Source organism: Micromonospora sp. ATLC20, assembly GCF_057196585.1.
Genome location: NZ_JBXUOV010000073.1, coordinates 1 through 18,985, shown reverse-complemented (window position 1 = coordinate 18,985; position 18,985 = coordinate 1). Strand labels below are relative to the sequence as shown.

Genomic DNA, 18,985 nt, shown 5'->3' with positions numbered 1-18,985 from the left:
GAGTTGCCCCGATACGGTGGGCCGCGTGTCGATTTCCCCGCGGCGCTCCGCCGTCGCGCTCGCCGCACTGACCGCGCTGCTCGTCTCCGGGTGCTCGGACGGGCCGGACCGGCCCCGGCCCACCCCGACGAGCCCGGGGCCGTCGTCCGCAGCGCCCGCGCCGAGTGACCAGCCGGCCGCCGATCCGGCCGCCCGTGCCGCCGCGCTCGTCGGCACGCTGAGCGACGAGGACCTGGTCGGGCAGGTGCTGATGCCGTACGCCTACGGCAGCTCCGCCACCCAGGTGTCGGCCGGCTCGGCAGCCGGGAACCGGGCGCTCGCCGGCGTCGACACCCCCGCCGAGATGGTGGCGAAGTACCGCCTCGGCGGGGTGATCCTGGTCGGCTTCAGCGCCGACGACCCCACCTCGGGCAACCAGGCCACCACGAACGTGGACAACCCCAAGCAGGTCCGGGCGCTCACCGACGGGCTGCGCGCCGCCGCCGGCAAGCTGCCTGCCGGCGCCGCGCCGTTCCTGATCGGCACCGACCAGGAGTACGGCGTGGTCACCCGGATCACCGACGGGGTGACCCTGCTGCCCAGCCCGCTCGCCGCCGGCGCCGCCGGGAACCCGGCACTCACCGAGGCCGCCTGGCGGGCCGCCGGGGCCGAGCTGGCCGCGATGGGCATCAACCTCGACTTCGCGCCCGTCGCCGACGTGCTGGCGACCCGCAGCGCGGTGATCGGCTCCCGCTCCTTCGGCGCCGACCCGGCGACCGCGTCCCCGCAGGTGGCCGGCGCGGTACGCGGCCTGCAGGCCGAGGGCGTCGGCGCCGCCGTCAAGCACTTCCCCGGGCACGGCCTGAGCGCCGAGGACTCGCACACCGAACTGCCAGTGATCAAGCAGTCCCGCGCCGAGCTGGACCGCCTCGCGTTCCCGCCGTTCCGGTCCGGCATCGGCGCCGGGGCCATGGCGGTGATGTCGGCCCACCTGGACGTCAAGGCCGTCGACCCGGGCACCCCCGCCACGTTCTCCCGCAAACTGCTCACCGACGTGCTGCGCGGCCAGCTCGGCTTCCAGGGCGTGGTGATCACCGACGGGATGAACATGGCCCCGGCGAAGAAGTGGTCGCCGGGCGAGGCCGCCGTACGCGCGCTCAACGCCGGCAACGACCTCATCCTGATGACCCCGAACGTCACCCAGGCGTACGACGGGCTGCGCGCCGCGCTCAAGGACGGCTCGCTGCCCCGCGCCCGCCTGGTCGAGGCGGTCACCCGGGTGCTGACCATGAAGTTCCGGCTGGCCGGGCGGGACACCCCCGCGCTGTCCACGCTCGACGGCGCCGCCCACCGCAAGGCCGCCGACGACCTGGCCACCGCCGCGGTGACGGTGCTGCGCGGCAAGTGCGGCGGCGCGGTGGCCGGCCCGGTGAGCGTCACCTCCTCCGGCGGCCGGGAGCGCACCCGCAAGCTGCTGACCGAGGCGCTCACCGCGGCCGGGGTCAAGGTGGTGCCCTCCGGCGGCACCGTGGTGCACCTGGTCGGGTACGGCGACGGCGCGAAGGACCTGAGCGCCGGCGCCGCCGTGACGGTGGCGATGGACACGCCGTACGTGCTGTCCGGGGCGAAGTCCCCGACGCTGATGGCCACCTACTCGTCCACCCGCGCCTCGATGACCGGGCTCGCCGCGGTGCTCGCCGGCAAGGCCCGCCCGGCCGGTCGTTCCCCGGTGCCGGTCTCCGGCCTGCCCGCCACCACCTGCCGCACCTGACCTTTGCCGTCGTAACTCGGGTGCGGTCCGGGGTGGCCGGCTGGCAGGGTGGCGCCCATGGGACAGGCGGCACAGGGCTTCCGGTACGTCGAGCGCGGCGACGGCACGGTCATCATCACGCATCACGGCCGGGTCGCCGGCACGTTGCGCGGCGGCCGGGCCGCGCAGTTCCTGGCCGAGGTGGACGACGATCCGCAGCTGACCATGGCCCGGTGGACCGGCAACTACCGGCACGGCAACGAGCGGGCCGCCCGGCAGCACCCCCGCAACCGCGGCTGAGGTGTAAGGAAGGGCCCCTACTCCGTCGGAGTAGGGGCCCTTCCGCACGTCCGCTCAGGGGCGGGTGAAGACCAGCGCCACGTTGTGCCCGCCGAAGCCGAACGCGTTGTTCAGCGCCGCCGGGATCTCCATGTGACGCGCCTTGTGCGCGGCGACGTCCAGCGTCAGGCCCTCGTCCGGGTCGTCCAGGTTGATCGTCGGCGGGATCACGCCGTCCCGGATGGCCAGGATGGTGGCGATCGACTCCAGCGCGCCGGCCGCGCCGAGCAGGTGCCCGGTCATCGACTTCGTGGCGGTGAGCACCGGGTGGTCGCCGACCGCCTGACGCAGCGCGCCGATCTCCAGCATGTCCCCGACCGGGGTGGAGGTGGCGTGCGCGTTGACGTGCACGATGTCGGTACGGGCCACGTCCGCGTCGGCGACGGCCCGGGCGATGGCGCGGATCGCGCCCTCACCCTCGGCGTGCGGCTGCACGATGTCGTACGCGTCCGAGGTGATCCCCGCCCCGGCCAGGCGCGCGTACACCCGGGCGCCCCGGGCGGCGGCGTGGTCGGCGCGCTCCAGGATCACCACGCCCGCGCCCTCACCGAGGACGAAGCCGTCGCGACCGGAGTCCCACGGCCGGGAGGCCCGCTCCGGGTCGTCGTTGCGGGTCGACATGGCCCGCATCGAGCTGAAGCCGGCGATCGGCAGCGGGTGGATGACCGCCTCGGTGCCGCCGGCCACCACCACGTCGGCCCGGCCGGCGCGGATGATGTCCAGGCCCAGCGCGATCGCCTCCGCGCCGGTCGCGCAGGCGCTGGCCACGGTGTGGACGCCGGCCTTGGCGCCCAGCTCCAGGCCGACCCAGGCGGCCGGGCCGTTCGGCATCAGCATCGGGATGGTGTGCGGGGAGACCCGCCGCGGTCCGGACGCCTCCAGGATGTCGTCCTGGGCGAGCAGGGTGGTGGCGCCGCCGATGCCCGAGCCCACGCTGACCGCCAGGCGCTCCGGGTCCGGCGCGGTCTCGTCCAGACCGGCGTCGGCCCACGCCTGCTTGGCGGCGATGATGGCGATCGCCTCCGAGCGGTCCAGTCGGCGCAGCTTCACCCGGTCCAGCACCTCGGACGGGTCGACCGCCAGTTCGGCGGCGATCCGGACGGGCAGTTGCGCGGCCCACTCCTGGGTGAGCGCACTCACCCCGGAGCGGCCGGCGAGCATGGCGTCCCAGGTCGACGCGACGTCCCCGCCGAGCGGGGTCGTCGCGCCGAGCCCGGTGACGACGACGTCGGGACGACTCATGATCAGGACTGCGCCTCGATGTAGCTGACCGCGTCCCCGACGGTCTTGAGGTTCTGCACCTCGTTGTCCGGGATCTTGACGCCGAACTTCTCCTCGGCCGCCACCACGACCTCGACCATGGAGAGCGAGTCGACGTCGAGGTCGTCGGTGAAGGACTTCCCCTCGGCCACGTCGTCCGGGTTCACCCCGGCAACCTCTTCGAGGATCTCGGCGAGGCCGGCGGTGATCTCGTCACGGGTCATTGCGGTTGGTTCCTCTCATCGGGGGTTCCGGTGACCGGCGTCGCCGGTCACGCACCTCGGCGCGTTCGCGCCCGAGGGGGTCTCAGGGGCAGCGCACGACCTGACCGGCGTAGGTCAGGCCGCCGCCGAAGCCGAACAGCAGCACCGGGGCGCCCGAGGGCACCTCGCGGCGCTCGACCAGCTTCGACAGGGCCAGCGGGATGCTCGCCGCCGACGTGTTGCCGGACTCGACGATGTCCTTGGCGATGATCGCGTCCGGGATGTTCAGCCGCTTGGCGATGCCGTCGATGATCCGGGCGTTGGCCTGGTGCGGCACGAACGCGGCCAGCTCCGACGGGTCCACCCCGGCGCGTTCGCACGCCTGCAGCGCGAGCGGGGCGATCGCGGTGGTGGCCCAGCGGAACACCGACTGGCCCTCCTGGGTGATGTACGGCTGCCAGCCCTCGATCCGGACCGCGTCGCTCTTCTCCGGCGCGGAGCCCCAGACCACCGGCCCGATCCCGGCCGGCTCGTCGTCGGCGGTCGCGCTGACCACGGCCGCCCCGGCGCCGTCGGCGAAGATGATGCAGGTCGAGCGGTCGGTCCAGTCGGTGAAGTCGGAGAGCTTCTCCGCGCCGATGACGATCGCGTTGCGCGCCGCGCCGGCCCGGATCGCGTGGTCGACAGTGCCCAGCGCGTACGCGAAACCGGAGCAGGCGGTGTTGAGGTCGTACGCCCCGGGCGCGTTGATGCCCAGCTTGGCCGCGACCCGGCAGGCCACGTTGGGGCTGCGGTCAACGGACGAGCAGGTCGCCACCACGACCAGGTCGATGTCGGCGGCGGTCAGCCCGGCGTTGGCGAGCGCCTTGCCGGCGGCGGCGGTGGCCATGTCGGCCACCGTCTCGTCGCCCGCGATCCGCCGGGTGACGATGCCGACCCGGTCCCGGATCCACTCGTCGTTGGTGTCGACCATCTGGGCGATCTCGTCGTTCGTGACGACGCGGGAGGGCTGGTAGTGCCCCATCGCGACGATCCGGCTGCCGGCCATTTAGTGCGTTCCTCCGATACGGACGAGGGGCTGGCCCGGTGCGACCGGGTCGTCGTGGTGTGCGAGCCACTCGACGAGCGGCCCGTTGTCGTGTGCGGTCACCTCGACCGGGCCCCGGCCGGTGGTGACGTGGCCGAGGACCTCACCGGCGCGTACCTCGGCGCCCTCGGCCGGTCCGGCCGACAGGTCGAGGCGGCCGGCGGCGGGGGAGACGACCACCCGGAACGACGGCGCGGCCGGGCGGGCGGCGGGGCCGGCGTGCCGGGCGATCAGGCGGCGCGCGGCGGGCAGGTCGGCCGGGGTGTTCAGGGTGACGATCTCGGGTACGCCCTCGCCCTTGAGTTCCCGCTTGACCAGCCCGGCGAGCGTGCCGGCGGGCGGCAACTCGATCACGCCGGTGACGCCGAGGTCGGCCAGCGTGCGCATGCACAGGTCCCAGCGGACCGGGGCGGTCACCTGCCGGACCAGCCGGCGTACCGTCTCGGGGCCGTGCCCGACCGGTGCGCCGTCGAGGTTGGACAGCAGGATCCGGGCCGGGGCGGAGGCCGGGACACCGGCGGCGACCGCGGCGAGCGCGGTCTCGGCCGGCGCCATGTACGGCGTGTGGAACGCGCCCGCCACCTGGAGCCGGATGACCCGGGTGCGGGCCGGCGGCTCGGCGGCCAGCTTGTCCAGCGCGTCGACCGCGCCGGCGGCGACGATCTGACCGGCGCCGTTGCGGTTGGCCGGGTGCAGCCCGTGCGACTGGAGCGCGGCGAGCACCTCGTCCGGGTCGCCGCCGAGCACGGCGGCCATCCCGGTCGGCTCCAGCGCGCAGGCGGCGGCCATCTCCCGCCCGCGTACGCCGGCGAGCGTCACGGCGGCCTCGGCCGGGAGCACTCCGGCCAGCGCGGCGGCGCCCAGCTCACCGACGCTGTGCCCGGCGACCAGCCCGACGTCGTGCATCGGCAGGTGCTCGGCGGCGAGCAGCGCGGCGGCGACCAGCAGCGGCTGGGTGCGGGCGGTGTCCTTGATCTCGTCCGCGTCCGCCCGGGTGCCCAGGTGGATCAGATCCACCCCGGCGAGCGCCGACCACCAGCGCAGACGCGCCTCGGTGCCGGGGAGGTCGAGCCACGGCGCGAGGAAGCCGGGCTTCTGCGAACCCTGTCCGGGGGAGAGTACGGCGAGCACGTGTACGACTCTGACGGATCCCGGCGTGCCGCGCTGTAACGTACGGCACCAAACCGCACTAGAACCTTTAGAGGAAACCTACAAAGATCGCTGGCGATCATCGCCTGTCGGAGACCGCCGGCACCACCGGGTCGAGCCGTCCCACTGTCAGCGCGACCTGCAGCGCGAACGCGTCGCGCGGGGCCAGTGGGGAGAAACCGGTCACCTCGGCGATCCGCTTCAGCCGGTAGCGCACGGTGTTCGGGTGCACGAACAGCGCCCGGGCGGCGCTCTCCAACGTGCCGCCGGCGGCGAAGAACGCGTCGAGCGTCTCCAGCAGCTCACCGCCGGAGCGGGCCAGTGCCGCGTACACGTCGTGGCGCAACCGGCGGCGGGCCTCGGTGTCCCCGGCCAGCGCGCGTTCCGGGAGCAACTCGTCGGCGGCGACCGGGCACGGCGCGGTCGGCCAGGCCGGCGCGGCCCGGAACCCGGCCAGCGCGGCCCGCGCCGACTCGGTGGCCTCGTCCAGGCTGGGCACCGCCGGGCCGACCACCACCGGCCCCTCACCGAAGGCGGTACGCAGCTTCTCCGTGGCCGCCACCGGATCGGCCGCCCCGCCCAGCACGATGACCAGGCGGTCGCCGTGCACGCCGCCGATCACCTCGACGCCGATCCGGCGGGCCTGCCGGTAGACGGTGTGCAGCACGGCCGCGACCTCGCCGCCGGGGGAGCGGCCCACCGCCACCGCCACCGGCGGCGCGTCGGTCCAGCCCAGCGCGGCGGCGCGGCTGGCCAGCACGTCCGGGGAGTCGCCCCGCAGCAGCGCGTCGACAAGCAGCGCCTGCAACCGGGCGTCCCAGGAGCCGCGGCTCTCGGCGGCCCGGGCGTACACCCGCGCGGCGGCGAACGCGATCTCCCGGGAGAAGCGCAGTACCGCCTCCCGCAGCGACTGCTCCTCGCCCGGTACGGCCAGGTCCGACACCTGTTCCTCGACCACGTCGATGGTCACCTTGATCAGCGCCACGGTCTGCTGGAGGCTGATCGAGCGGGCCAGTGCCTGCGGCGCGGCGGCGAAGACCTCGTCCGACACCTCCTGGGTGCGGTCGGTCGCGCCGCCGCCCTGACGCAGCCACTGCACCAGGGAGCGCACGCCGGCCTGGGCGACGAGCATGACCCAGGAGCGCTGGTCGGCGGGCAGCTCACGGAACCACGGCAGCGTCTCGTCCATCCGGGCCACGCTTGCGGTCGCCAGGCCGCCCGCCGCCCGTTCGATGCGGCGCAGCGTCGCCGACGTCTCCGTTCCGCCCGGTTCGCTCACCGCACCAGCCTGACACGGCGTGACCAGCGGATCCACTTCGAGCCGGCGGGCCCGCGGTGGCGTGACGATCTCCACCGGTACGCGCTGACGATCTCGTCCGGCCGGGCCAGTACGGTGTCAGGGCACGCCGGGCCAGACTCCGGCCGGGCGGGCGAGGGCGACGCGTGAGGGGGGCCGGGGATGGCGCAGGGGGAGGCCGAGCACGGTTGCGCCCAGGGTGAGGCCTGCCGGCGGGGCCACGACCAGCCGGCGACAGCCATGCACCCGCGCCGGCAGTGCCTGAACCATCAGGGCGAGCAGCCTGCGGGCCGGGTGCCGGAGCGCGCCGAGGACGAGCCGGGCGTGCCCCGGCAGCGGGCGGCGGAGCCGGCGCACCCGGCCGACGACGAGCCGTCCGACCGGAACTGCCGCAGCGATCTCGCGGGCTGGGCGGGCGCCCATCGGCACGGCGCGGTACGCCCGCGCAACCGCACCACCCGCCGGGAGCGCCCGCCGCGCCGCTGGTGCTGACGCGCCGCCTGCCGGCGTGACGGGGTGCGGCCGGGCCGGACAGCCGCGGGCCGTGCCGTGCCGCGCCTCAGCGCGTGCGGCGGCGGACCAGCAGCGCGATGCCGGCCAGCCCGGCGGTGATGACGACCACGATGCCCACGTTGAGCAGCAGCAGCCGCTGGAGTTCGCCGAGCGCGGTGTCGATGTTCTGCACCGGGTCGAGCGCCTCCTCCGGAAGCACACGCTCGCCGCCGCCGATGCCGCCGGCGAGCGTGTCGAACTGCGCCGGCATCGGCACGCCCACCGAGCGCAGCGTCTCGGGCATGTTGAGCCGGCCGAAGAACCAGCCGGCGCGGGTGCTGCTCAGGTCCGGCTGCTTGCCCGGCCGGTAGATCCGGGGACCGCCCTTGGCCAGCGGGAACAGGTCGTAGGTGCGCTGCGGGCCGGCGGCGGCGAGCACCACCACCGTGTACTTCGGACCGAGGTCCTTGGCGGCCGGGCCGCGCAGCTGACCGGTCGTGCCGAGCCACTTGACCTGGTCGACCACCAGGTTGACCTCGTTCGGGCTGACGTCGGCGCGCAGCTTCAACGGCGCGTCGAGCCGCTCGCCGGTGATGTCGACGCCGGTCGGGGCCGGCTTGGGCTTCGGCGCGGCCTGAACCGCTGCCGTGCCGGCCAGGGCCAGCGTGCACGCCAGAGCCGCCATGCTCCCGGTCACGGCGACGAGTAACCGTCTCACCCTTCGGACCATCGCCGCCTCCTCGCCCCGTTCGATGGCTGGCTTCCGCTGCAGGTCACACTGGACCGGTGTCCACCACAAAGACTCCGCAGAACGGCGCTCGGTTGCAGCTGGTGGAAGAGTATTTGGAACTATCTGCGAGCTGAGACCGACCAACGAGCGGTCGATGATCATCGGCCGGATCCTACCCGGACGGAGGGAACCATGGGGGGCAGGGTCGCCCGTGTGACACGTACCTGGACGGTCGTGCTCGGGGTGGTGGCGGCGTTCGCGCTGCTGCCGGCCGCGCCGGCCGCCGCGCACAACTCGCTGACCGGCAGCGACCCGCGCGACGGGGCCCGGCTGGCCGCCGCGCCGGAGCGGATCGAGCTGCGCTTCCTCGCCACGCCGAAGGAGGCGACCACCGAGGTCACCGTCACCGGGCCGGACAACGTGGCCGCGACCGGCGGCGCGCCGACCTTCTCCGGCAAGCGCGTGATCGTGCCGTTCCGGCCGGGCGCGGCCGGCCTCTACATCGTGACCTACCGGCTGGCCTCCGACGACGGACACCCGATCAAGGGGGAGGTCCGGTTCACCCTGACCACCGGCACCCCGGCGGAGTCGCCGTCGGCGACCGTGCCGCCCACCAGCGCCGCCCCCGCGACTTCCGCCGCTCTGCCCACCAGCGCGGCGCCGAGCCCGACCCCGGCCGCCGCCGGAGCGGACGACGACGGCGGTACGGGCTGGCTGTGGGCGGCCGGCGCGGTGGTGGTGCTCGCGGCGCTGGGCGGCGGGCTGCTGCTGCGCCGCCGGGCCACCCGCCGGTGATCGTGGCCAGCGCGCTCGACCACTCTGCGTGACACTGCCGGCGCAATGATCGCCGAAAACGCATATGCCTCTGAGTCATAATCATGACTCAGAGGCATATCGCTCAATCGACGTACCGCTCTCCGGCCACGACACGCCCGAGCGTCGGAACCGGCGCCGTGCCTGCGGCTCAGACCAGGCGTACGCGGGCGGCGCGCAGCCGGGTCAGCGTACGGTCGCGGCCGAGCACCTCCAGCGACTCGAACAGCGGCAGGCCGACGGTGCGCCCGGTGACCGCGACGCGTACCGGCGCCTGTGCCTTGCCGAGCTTCAGCCCGCGCTCCGCGCCGACCGCCTCCAGCGTGGCCTTCAGCGACTCGGCGTCCCAGGACTCCAGCGCCTCGAACGCGACGATCGCCGCGTCCAGCAGGTCGGCGGCGCCCTCCTTCATCGCCTTGGCCCAGGCCGCCTCGTCGATCAGCGGGTCGGCCAGGAACAGGAAGTCGACGTTCGGCACGATCTCGCTGAGCACCGCGATCCGGGTCTGCGCCAGCGGGGCCACCGCCGCGAACGCGGCCGGGTCGAACTCGTCGGGCTGCCACGGCGGCGGGGCGATGGTCCCGGTGCCGGTGAGCCACGGCCGGCACGCCTCGACGAAGTCCGCCACCGGCAGCGCCCGGATGTAGTCGCCGTTGAACGCGCGCAGCTTCTTCTCGTCGAAGAACGCCGGGGACGGGTTGACCTCGTCCAGCCGGAACTCCTCCTCGATCACCGACCAGGGCACGATCTCCCGGTCGCCCGAGGGCGCCCAGCCCAGCAGCATCAGGTAGTTGCGCATCGCGTCGGCGAGGTAGCCCTCGTCCCGGTACGCCTCCAGCGCGACCTTGTCCCGCCGCTTGGACAGCTTCTGCCGCTTCTCGTTCACCACCACCGGCACGTGCGCCCAGACCGGCGGCTTGACGCCGAGCGCGTCCCACAGGAGTTGCTGCTTCGGGGTGTTCGGCAGGTGCTCCTCGGCCCGGATCACATGGGTGATCCCCATCGACATGTCGTCGACCACGTTCGCCAGCAGGAACACCGGGGAGCCGTCGCCGCGGGCGATGACGAAGTCCTCGATCAGCTTGTTCTCGAACGTCGGCTCGCCGCGGACCAGGTCGACGACCACTGTCTCGCCCTCGTCCGGCGTACGGAAGCGCAGTGCCCGGCCCTCGCCCGGCTCCAGGCCGCGGTCCCGGCAGAAGCCGTCGTAGCCGCGCTGCTGCGGCCCGGTACGCGCCTGCACGTCCTCGCGGGTGCAGTCGCAGTAGTAGGCCCGGCCGCCCTCGTACAGCCGCTGCGCGGCGGCCCGGTGCTCGCCCGCGTAGGAGGACTGGAAGTACGGGCCCTCGTAGCTGCCCCGGGCGATGCCGATCCAGTCGAGCGCGGAGAGGATGCCCTCGGTCCACTCGGGCCGGTTACGCGCCGCGTCGGTGTCCTCGATGCGCAGCACGAACACCCCGCCCTGCTGCTTGGCGAAGATCCAGTTCTGCAGCGCCGAACGGGCGCCGCCGACGTGGAACATACCGGTCGGGGAAGGGGCGAAGCGTACACGTACCGTCACGCCCCCCAGCCTACGGCGGACCGCGACGGGTTTCCGGCAGGGGGCCGGGTCAGGGCACCGACTTGATCTTCACGACCAGGGCGCTGCCGAGCAGGGTGACCGCCGCGGTGACCGCGTACAGCGTCGGGTAGCCGCCGAGGTGCACGACGATCGGCGCGGACAGCGCCGGACCGAGCACCTGCGGCGCCGAGTTGGCGATGTTGATCACGCCGAGGTCCTTGGCCCGGTCGGTGGCGGCGGGCAGCACCTGCGTGATCAGCGCGGCGTCCACCGACAGGTAGACGCCGTACCCGGCGCCGAGCAGCAGCGCCGCGACGATCGCCATCGGCCAGGTCGGTGCCGCCGCCAGCAGCGTCGCTGCCACCGCCATGATCAGCCCGGAAGTGATCACGAAGACCTTGCGCCGGCCGGAGCGGTCGGACATGCGTCCGGCGACCACTGCGGTGAGCATCATGCCCACCGTGTAGAGCAGGATCAGCACCAGCAGGGAACCCTCGGGGTCGGCCACCCGTACCCCGTCGGTGAGGAAGTAGAGCAGGTAGAGCGTGCCCAGCGCGTTGCCGGTCTGCACCAGGAACCGGGTGAACCAGGCCCAGGCGAAGTCGGGATGGCGGCGCGGGCTGATCCACATCGAGGCGAACAGCGAGCGCAGCCGCAGCGGGGAGCGGTGCTCCCGGGGCAGGTGGTCGTCCTGGGTCAGCAGCGCGAACGGCAGCGACAGCAGCAGCACCGCGAGCGCGATCGCCGCGTACCCGGCGGCGTTGCCGGTGACCACGGCGGTCACCAGCACCGCGCCGAGCACCAGGCCCAGCGCCTGCGGGATGCCCACCCAGCCGGACACGCCGCCGCGCTGCGCCACCGGCACCCGGTCCGGGATCGCGGCGGTGAGGCTCGCCAGCATCGCGTTGAAGCAGACCTGCGCCGCGACCCAGGCCACCGCCACCCCGGCGATCGTGTTCTGCCGGGCCAGCAGCACCAGGGCGAGCGCGCCGACCACCGCGCCGAGCGCGGTCCAGACGTGCCGGCGGCCGAAGTGCCGGTTGGCCAGCCGCAGCGAGGTGCGGTCGGACAGCGCCCCGGCGAGCGGGTTCGCCAGCACCGCGGCGAGCGCGCCGATACCGGTGACCACCGCCAGCATGGCCTCCTTGTCGGCCGGGGCGATCCGTTCCACCTGCTGCGGCAGCAGCACCTGGATCGGGGTGAAGAACGCCATCCAGACGCCCAGGTTGGCCGCGAAGATCAGCGCGATCCAGCCCCGCCGTACCGGGACGGTCGGCTCCGCGAGCGCCGCCGGCAGCGACGCCGGCGTCGGGTTGACGGTGGTCACCGCCGGACCAGATCCCGGAACCAGGTGTACGACGACTTCGGCGTCCGCTGCTGCGTGGCGAAGTCGACGTGCACCAGGCCGAACCGCTTGGTGAAGCCCTCGGCCCACTCCCAGTTGTCCAGCAGGGACCAGACGAAGTACCCGGTCACCGGCACGCCCCCGGCCATCGCCTCGCGCACCGCGCGGATGTGCCCGTCCAGGTACGCGATCCGCTCCGGGTCGTGCACCCGGCCGTCGGCGTCCGGCGCGTCGTCGTACGCGCAGCCGCTCTCGGTGACCTGGATCGGCGGCAGCGCGTCGCCGTACCGCTCGTGCAGCAGGAGCAGCAGCTCCCGCAGGCCGTCCGGGGCCACCGGCCAGTCGAACGCGGTACGCGGGTAGCCCTCCAGCGGCACGATCTCGAACGGCAGCGGCGAGTCCGCCTCGGGCGCCCGGATGCCGGTCGGGTTGTAGTAGTTCACGCCGAGCACGTCGATCGGGGCGGCGATGACGTCCAGGTCGCCGTCGCGCACCACGCCCGGGTCGGGGCCGAGCGCGTCCGGGTAGCCGCGTCCGAGCAGCGGATCGGTGAACAGCCGGTTGTGCAGCGCGTCGTACGCCGCGGCGGCGGCCCGGTCCGCGTCGGTGTCGCCGGCCAGGCGCACCGGGGAGTAGTTGTTGGCGATCGCCACCGGGGACGTGCTGCGGGCGCGCAGCGCGGCGACCGCGAGGCCGTGCCCGAGGAGCTGGTGGTGGGCCACCGGGAAGGCGTCGAACAGCAGCGTGCGGCCGGGCGCGTGCTCGCCCGTGCCGTGGCCGAGGCTCATGTGGATGAACGGCTCGTTGAGCGTGATCCAGAGCTTCACCCGGTCGCCGAGGCGGGCCGCGGTCAGGTCGGCGTACTCGGCGAAGCGGGCTGCGGTGTCCCGGTTGAGCCAGCCACCGGCGTCCTCCAAGGCCTGCGGCAGGTCCCAGTGGAACAGCGTGGCGACCGGGTCCATACCGGCGGCGAGGAGTCCGTCCACCAGCCGGTCGTAGAAGTCCAGCCCGGCGGCGTTCGCCGGGCCGGTACCCGCCGGCTGGATCCGGGGCCAGGCGATCGAGAACCGGTACGCGGACACCCCCAGCCCGGCCAGCAGCGCGGTGTCCTCGGCGTACCTGTGGTAGTGGTCGCACGCCTGGTCGCCGGTGCTGCCGTCGGCGATCCGGCCCGGGTCGTGGGCGAACGTGTCCCAGATGGACGGACCGCGTCCGTCGACCGAGGTCGCGCCCTCGATCTGGTACGCGGAGGTGGAGACCCCCCAGCGGAAGCCGGCGGGGAACTCGGGCATCGGCGCGGTCGTCAAGTCACCCTCCAGAACGTGAAGCGTGCTCGCGACTCTAGGGCTCCGCGGACCGACGCGCCATAGGCCGAGATGACTGGGTGGCGCAAGGGAGTTCGGCGTGTCTTTTCCGAACCCGTCCGCTTAAGTCCGATTTACACATAGAGTGCCAAATATCGCGGATGTGATTTAAGTGGGGGAAAGATACTCATGATCCTCGTGGAACGAAGCGCGCACGTGGCGGCGCCGGTGGATGTGGTCTGGGACGTCGTGCAGCGCGCCGAGCAGCTGCCGGCCTGGCTGGCGGGAGTCCGCGCGGCCGAGGTCCTGTCCGGGGAGGGATTCGGGCGGCGGCAGCTGGTCCAGGCAGGACGCGGCGCCGCGCACGAGGCCGAGGTGATCGCCTTCCAGGAGCCGACCCTGATCGGCTGGCGCGAACGCGCGAAGGGTGCCGGCGCCCGGGCCGAGGCGCGCACCGAGATCTACGTCCAGCTGACCCCGGACGAGGAGGGCGGCGGCACCGTCGTACGCCTGATCGTCGTGCGGTGGCCCGCCGGACCCGTCAAGGCGGCCCTGCTCCGGCTCGGCCTGCGCCGGGTCGGCGCCGACCTGGAGGACTCGCTGGCCCGGCTGACCGACCTGGCCGCCGTCGGCTGACCGAGCCCGTCCCGGCGTCGCCCGCGATGGTGACGGCCCGGCGTTCCCGCCAGGGACGCCGGGCCGTCGTCGCATCGGGGGACGAGAAGGGCCCGGCGCGCCTGGCGCCGGGCCCTTCTCGCGTGAGGCGTACTAGCTGTCGCCGCCGGTCTCGCCGACCGGGGCGGCGTTGACGTCGTCCAGCGCGTACTTGCGGGCCGCGTCGGCCGGCACGTGCGCCGGCACCACGCCGCGCAGCGCGAGCTGGCGCAGCGTGGCCACCGCCACCGACTCGGCGTCCACGTGGAAGTGGCGGCGCAGCGCGTGCCGCGTGTCCGACATGCCGAACCCGTCGGTGCCGAGCGAGGTGTAGTCCCCGGGTACCCAGCGGGCGATCAGGTCCGGTACCGCGCGCATCCAGTCGCTCACCGCGACCTTCGGCCCGTCGGCGTCGGCCAGCTTCCGCGCGATGTACGGCACCCGCGGCTCCTCGCCCGGGTTGAGCAGGTTGTGCTCCTCGCACTCCACCGCGTCGCGGCGCAGCTCGGTCCAGGACGTCACCGACCACACGTCGGCGGACACGCCCCAGTCCTCGGCGAGCAGCTGCTGGGCCTTGAGCGCCCACTGCATGCCGGTGCCGGAGGCGAGGATGTTCGCCTTCGGCGCGTCGTCGCCGACCTGCGGCGCGGGGGAGTAGCGGTGGATGCCCTTGACGATGCCCTCGACGTCCACGCCCTCCGGCTCGGCCGGCTGGAAGATCGGCTCGTTGTAGACGGTGAGGTAGTAGAAGATGTTCTCCTGCGCCTCGCCGTACATCCGGTGCAGGCCGTTCTCCACGATGTGCGCCAGCTCGAAGGCGAACGCCGCGTCGTAGGAGACCACCGCCGGGTTGGTGGCGGCGAGCAGCAGCGAGTGGCCGTCCTCGTGCTGGAGGCCCTCACCGTTGAGCGTGGTCCGGCCGGCGGTCGCGCCGAGCACGAAGCCCCGAGCCATCTGGTCCGCCGCCGCCCAGAACCCGTCGCCGGTGCGCTGGAAGCCGAACATCGAGTAGAAGATGTACAGCGGGATCATCGGCTCGCCGTGGGTGGCGTACGCCGTGCCCGCGGCGGTGAAGGAGGCCACCGACCCGGCCTCGTTGATCCCCTCGTGCAGGATCTGGCCGGTCGTCGACTCCTTGTAGGACAGGAACAGGTCCCGGTCGACGGCGGTGTAGCGCTGGCCGTGCGGCGAGTAGATCTTCTGGGTCGGGAACAGCGAGTCCATACCGAAGGTACGGGCCTCGTCCGGGATGATCGGCACCCAGCGCTTGCCGAACTCCTTGTCCTTCATGATGTCCTTGAGCAGGCGGACGAACGCCATCGTGGTGGCGACCTTCTGCTTGCCCGACCCGCGCTTGACGTCCGAGAACCGCTCGCTGCCCGGGATGGCCAGCGTCTTGCGCGCGGTGCTGCGCGTGGGCAGGTAGCCGCCGAGCTGCTGCCGCCGGTCCTTCAGGTACGCGATCTCGTCCGACTTCTCGCCCGGGGTGTAGTACGGCGGGAGGTACGGGTTCTCCTCCAGCTGCTTGTCCGGGATGTCCAGGTAGAGGCGGTCGCGGAAGAGCTTCAGGTCCTCCAGCGTCAGCTTCTTCATCTGGTGCGTGGCGTTGCGGCCCTCGAAGTGCGAGCCGAGCGTCCAGCCCTTGATCGTCTTGGCGAGGATCACCGTCGGCTGGCCGGTGTGCTCCATCGCCGCCTTGTAGGCCGCGTAGAGCTTGCGGTAGTCGTGGCCACCCCGCTTGAGGTTCCAGATCTCGTCGTCGGTCAGCCCTTCGACCATCTTGCGGGTCCGCGGGTCGCGGCCGAAGAAGTGCTCCCGCACGTACGCCCCGGACTCCGCCTTGTAGGTCTGATAGTCACCGTCGGGCGTGGTGTTCATCAGGTTGACCAGCGCGCCGTCGGTGTCCGCGGCGAGCAGCGGGTCCCACTCGCGGCCCCAGACGACCTTGATGACGTTCCAGCCGGCGCCCCGGAAGAACGCCTCCAGCTCCTGCATGACCTTGCCGTTGCCGCGGACCGGTCCGTCCAGGCGCTGGAGGTTGCAGTTGATCACGAAGGTGAGGTTGTCCAGCTCCTCGCGGGCGGCCACGCCGATCGCGCCGAGCGACTCGACCTCGTCCATCTCGCCGTCGCCCAGGAACGCCCAGACGTGCTGCTGGGAGGTGTCCTTGATGCCGCGGTGCTGCAGGTAGCGGTTGAACCGCGCCTGGTAGATGGCGTTCAGCGGGCCGAGGCCCATCGAGACGGTGGGGAACTCCCAGAAGTCCGGCATCAGCCGCGGGTGCGGGTACGACGGCAGCCCGCCACCGGGGTGCGACAGCTCCTGCCGGAACCCGTCGAGCTGGTTCTCGCTGAGCCGGCCCTCCAGGAACGCCCGCGCGTACATGCCGGGGGAGGCGTGACCCTGGTAGAAGATCTGGTCGCCGCCGCCGGGGTGGTTCTTGCCCCGGAAGAAGTGGTTGAAGCCCACCTCGTAGAGGGACGCCGAGCTGGCGAACGTCGAGATGTGCCCGCCGACGCCGATCTCCGGGCGCTGCGCCCGGTGCACCAGCATCGCGGCGTTCCACCTGATGTACGCCCGCAGCCGCCGCTCGACGTGCTCGTCACCCGGGAACCACGGTTCGCGCTCCGGCGGGATCGTGTTGATGTAGTCGGTGGTGGTCAGTGACGGCACCCCGACCTGCCGCTCGCGGGCCCGCTCCAGCAGGCGCAGCATGACGTACCGGGCTCGCTTTGTCCCGCGCTCGTCGATGACACCGTCGAGTGACTCGACCCATTCGCTGGTCTCTTCAGGGTCGATGTCCGGAAGCTGGCTCGGCAGACCAGCGGTGATCACCGGGCGCTTGCGTTCCGTAGCCACAGGCGTTCCCTCGGTTTCGTGTGGGATAGGTCTCTAGCGCCATCCTGCCCCCTGGTGGCGCGTGTCGTCACCTCTCCCACCCCCAGACGCGACGCTCAACACAGGTACCCATCAGTAACTTTGCGCGATCACCGGATGCGCTATCGGCGGACGCGGCGGGGAACCGGGCACTGCGGCAGAATGCGCCGTATGCGCAGTGAGGTGATCACCGTCCGGACCGGCTCCCGTCCGACCGTCCGGGACATCACGAGCGAGGCCGAACGGTTCGTCTCCGGCGCCGGCGACGGACTGCTGCACGTCTTCGTCCCGCACGCCACCGCCGGGCTGGCGATCATCGAGACCGGCGCCGGGTCCGACGACGACCTGCTGCGGGCGCTCGACGACCTGCTCCCCACCGACGACAGATGGCGGCACCGGCACGGCTCGGCCGGGCACGGCCGCGACCACGTGCTGCCGGCGTTCGTGCCGCCGTACGCGACGCTGCCGGTGCTCGGCGGGCGGCTCCAGCTCGGCACCTGGCAGTCGATCTGCCTGGTCGACACCAACGGCGACAACCCCGACCGCCAGGTCCGCTTCTCGTTCCTGGCCGGCCGCGCCGTCACGGGCGGACCGTCTCCGCCTCCACCGTCTGCCGGCCCTGGTCGACGCCGGGGGCGGCGGTGCGCGCCGCGGCCGGCGGCCGGTCGTACGTCAGGTTCAACCCGGGTACGCGGTCCTCGATCACGAACCGGGCCCGGGTGTACGCGGGCGCGTCCGGCCGGCTCACATACGGCAGCACGTCGAAGTCGGCGGTCAGCTCGGTCGGGGTGATCGTGGTGCGGACGTACCCCCGAAGGTTGTTCTGGAAGCGCAGGTGCGGGTTGAACGCCAGCCACGGGTGCGAGCCGGTCGGCGAGTCGGCGCCGTCGCCGGTCGAGGTGATCGACGAGCAGACCAGCTCGCTGCCGACGGTGCGCGAGGTCGGGTCCGCGTAGTCCAGCTTCAGGTCACTGGCCCAGTGCGCGTGCACGTCGCCGGTGAGCACCACCGGGTTGCGTACACCGGCGGCTGTCCAGCCCCTGGTGATCCGGTCCCGGGAGGCCACGTACCCGTCCCAGGCGTCCATGCTCGTCACCGTGAGCGGGCCGGAGTTGTTGTCCCGCTGGGCGAAGAACACCTGCTGGCCGAGCAGGTCCCAGCGGGCCTCGGAACGGCGGAAGCCGTCCAGCAGCCACGCCTCCTGGGCGGCGCCGGTGATCGAACGGGCCGGGTCGGACGCTTCCGCACAGCTCCGGTAGCCGTCGCCGCACGCCTGGTCGTCCCGGTACTGCCGGGTGTCGAGCATGTGGAAGGTGGCCAGCCGGCCCCAGCGCACCCGCCGGTAGAGCTGCATGTCGATGCCGCGCGGGATCGAGGTGCGGCGCAGCGGCATGTTCTCGTAGTACGCCTGGAAGGCCGCCGCCCGCCGGGCGAGGAAGTCCGGATCCGGCGCCTCGGGCACCTCGTCGGCCCAGTTGTTCTCCACCTCGTGGTCGTCGAAGACCACCACCCAGGGCGCGACCGAGTGCGCCGCCTGGAGGTCGGGGTCGGTCTTGTACTGGGCGTGCCGCTGCCGGTAGTTCGCCAGCGTGCGGGTCTCCGGGCCCTCGTGGTCGCGCGGGTTGCCCCCTGGGACGGTGTAGGTGTCCGGCGCGTACTCGTACTGGTAGTCGCCGAGGTGCAGGATCAGCTCCGGCTCGGTCTCGGCCAGCCGCCGGTACGCGGTGAAGTAGCCGTGCTCGTACTGCGAGCAGGAGGCGAAGCCCATCGCGAGGGCGGACGGCATCAGCCACGGCGCCGGCGCGGTGCGGGTGCGCCCGGCCGGGGACAGCCAGCGCTCCGCCCGGAACCGGTAGAAGTACTCCCGTCCGGGCAGCAGGCCGCCCAGTTCGACGTGCACGCTGTGCGCCGACTCCGCCCGGGCCAGGGCCACGCCGCGGCGCACCACGTGCCGGAAGCGCTCGTCGGCGGCCACCTCCCAGGCCACCGGCACGGTCCGCGACGGCATGCCGCCCAGACCGTCCTCGGCCAGCGGCTCCGGCGCCAGCCGGGTCCAGAGCACGAAGCCCTCGTGGTCGGGGTCGCCGGAGGCCACGCCGAGCGTGAACGGGTCGCGGCGCAGCGGGCCGGGCGACGCGGCGGCGG

Annotated in this window: 16 protein-coding genes and 1 pseudogene; 6 read left to right on the top strand and 11 right to left on the bottom strand. The window is 73.1% G+C overall.

Annotated features, from left to right (window positions below; translation table 11 throughout):
• The first annotated feature begins 25 nt into the window (after positions 1–25).
• Together AC2CHG_RS17040 and AC2CHG_RS17035 are read left to right on the top strand one after the other, a co-directional pair.
• Entirely contained in the window at positions 26–1,750 is a 1,725-nt protein-coding gene (locus AC2CHG_RS17040) for a glycoside hydrolase family 3 protein (RefSeq protein WP_484525092.1), read from the top strand.
• 57 nt (positions 1,751–1,807) lie between these two features.
• Entirely contained in the window at positions 1,808–2,029 is a 222-nt protein-coding gene (locus AC2CHG_RS17035; RefSeq protein ID WP_484525091.1) for a hypothetical protein, read from the top strand.
• Positions 2,030–2,083: 54 nt separating this feature from the next.
• Here the strand turns inward: AC2CHG_RS17035 and fabF are convergent, their stop codons facing one another.
• The 5 genes from fabF to AC2CHG_RS17010 form a co-directional block, all read right to left on the bottom strand.
• Entirely contained in the window at positions 2,084–3,310 is a 1,227-nt protein-coding gene (gene fabF, locus AC2CHG_RS17030) for a beta-ketoacyl-ACP synthase II (protein ID WP_357209457.1), read from the bottom strand.
• Positions 3,311–3,312: 2 nt separating this feature from the next.
• On the bottom strand, positions 3,313–3,552 hold the full coding sequence (locus tag AC2CHG_RS17025; RefSeq protein ID WP_007072348.1) for an acyl carrier protein: 240 nt from the start codon (positions 3,550–3,552) through the stop codon (positions 3,313–3,315).
• An 82-nt stretch (positions 3,553–3,634) separates the two neighbouring features.
• Positions 3,635–4,579, bottom strand: a complete 945-nt coding sequence (locus AC2CHG_RS17020; protein WP_357209458.1) for a beta-ketoacyl-ACP synthase III — start codon at positions 4,577–4,579, stop codon at positions 3,635–3,637.
• Positions 4,580–5,749: an acyltransferase domain-containing protein gene (locus AC2CHG_RS17015; RefSeq protein WP_484525090.1), complete on the bottom strand. Its 1,170-nt coding sequence runs from the start codon at positions 5,747–5,749 to the stop codon at positions 4,580–4,582.
• Between the two features lie 97 nt (positions 5,750–5,846).
• On the bottom strand, positions 5,847–7,121 hold the full coding sequence (locus tag AC2CHG_RS17010) for a PucR family transcriptional regulator (RefSeq protein ID WP_318335156.1): 1,275 nt from the start codon (positions 7,119–7,121) through the stop codon (positions 5,847–5,849).
• A 105-nt stretch (positions 7,122–7,226) separates the two neighbouring features.
• Between AC2CHG_RS17010 and AC2CHG_RS17005 the strand changes: the two genes are divergently transcribed.
• A complete protein-coding gene (locus tag AC2CHG_RS17005) occupies positions 7,227–7,556 on the top strand; it encodes a hypothetical protein (RefSeq protein ID WP_355508253.1) in 330 nt (109 codons plus the stop codon).
• A 67-nt stretch (positions 7,557–7,623) separates the two neighbouring features.
• Here AC2CHG_RS17005 and AC2CHG_RS17000 read toward each other — a convergent pair whose 3' ends face one another.
• Positions 7,624–8,286 (bottom strand): hypothetical protein, encoded by a 663-nt coding sequence (locus AC2CHG_RS17000; protein ID WP_355508250.1) that lies wholly within the window; start codon positions 8,284–8,286, stop codon positions 7,624–7,626.
• A gap of 213 nt (positions 8,287–8,499) precedes the next feature.
• Between AC2CHG_RS17000 and AC2CHG_RS16995 the strand changes: the two genes are divergently transcribed.
• Complete coding sequence (locus AC2CHG_RS16995; RefSeq protein WP_355508247.1) at positions 8,500–9,081, top strand: copper resistance CopC family protein; 582 nt, start codon at positions 8,500–8,502, stop codon at positions 9,079–9,081.
• 169 nt (positions 9,082–9,250) lie between these two features.
• Here the strand turns inward: AC2CHG_RS16995 and gltX are convergent, their stop codons facing one another.
• Genes gltX through AC2CHG_RS16980 form a run of 3 tightly spaced genes read right to left on the bottom strand, consistent with a single transcriptional unit; the run spans position 9,251 to position 13,297 of the window.
• Positions 9,251–10,660 carry a glutamate--tRNA ligase gene (gltX, locus tag AC2CHG_RS16990; RefSeq protein WP_308212770.1) on the bottom strand — a complete coding sequence of 470 codons (1,410 nt, stop codon included), beginning with the start codon at positions 10,658–10,660 and terminating at the stop codon, positions 9,251–9,253.
• Between the two features lie 49 nt (positions 10,661–10,709).
• Positions 10,710–11,987, bottom strand: a complete 1,278-nt coding sequence (locus AC2CHG_RS16985) for an MFS transporter (protein WP_484525089.1) — start codon at positions 11,985–11,987, stop codon at positions 10,710–10,712.
• Positions 11,984–13,297 (bottom strand): GH1 family beta-glucosidase, encoded by a 1,314-nt coding sequence (locus AC2CHG_RS16980; protein ID WP_484525096.1) that lies wholly within the window; start codon positions 13,295–13,297, stop codon positions 11,984–11,986. Before AC2CHG_RS16980 ends, AC2CHG_RS16985 begins: the two co-directional genes overlap by 4 nt.
• A 201-nt stretch (positions 13,298–13,498) precedes the next feature.
• On the opposite strand from AC2CHG_RS16980, the gene AC2CHG_RS16975 reads away from it, so the two are divergent.
• Positions 13,499–13,945: an SRPBCC family protein gene (locus tag AC2CHG_RS16975; protein ID WP_013287829.1), complete on the top strand. Its 447-nt coding sequence runs from the start codon at positions 13,499–13,501 to the stop codon at positions 13,943–13,945.
• A gap of 132 nt (positions 13,946–14,077) precedes the next feature.
• Here the strand turns inward: AC2CHG_RS16975 and aceE are convergent, their stop codons facing one another.
• A complete protein-coding gene (gene aceE / locus AC2CHG_RS16970) occupies positions 14,078–16,822 on the bottom strand; it encodes a pyruvate dehydrogenase (acetyl-transferring), homodimeric type (RefSeq protein ID WP_465908671.1) in 2,745 nt (914 codons plus the stop codon).
• A 189-nt stretch (positions 16,823–17,011) separates the two neighbouring features.
• On the opposite strand from aceE, the pseudogene AC2CHG_RS16965 reads away from it, so the two are divergent.
• Positions 17,012–17,413, top strand: a pseudogene (locus AC2CHG_RS16965) (secondary thiamine-phosphate synthase enzyme YjbQ); the annotation flags it as partial.
• 7 nt (positions 17,414–17,420) lie between these two features.
• Here AC2CHG_RS16965 and AC2CHG_RS16960 read toward each other — a convergent pair.
• Positions 17,421–18,985: alkaline phosphatase D family protein (locus tag AC2CHG_RS16960; protein WP_484525088.1), on the bottom strand; the 1,565-nt coding region annotated here is incomplete at its 5' end.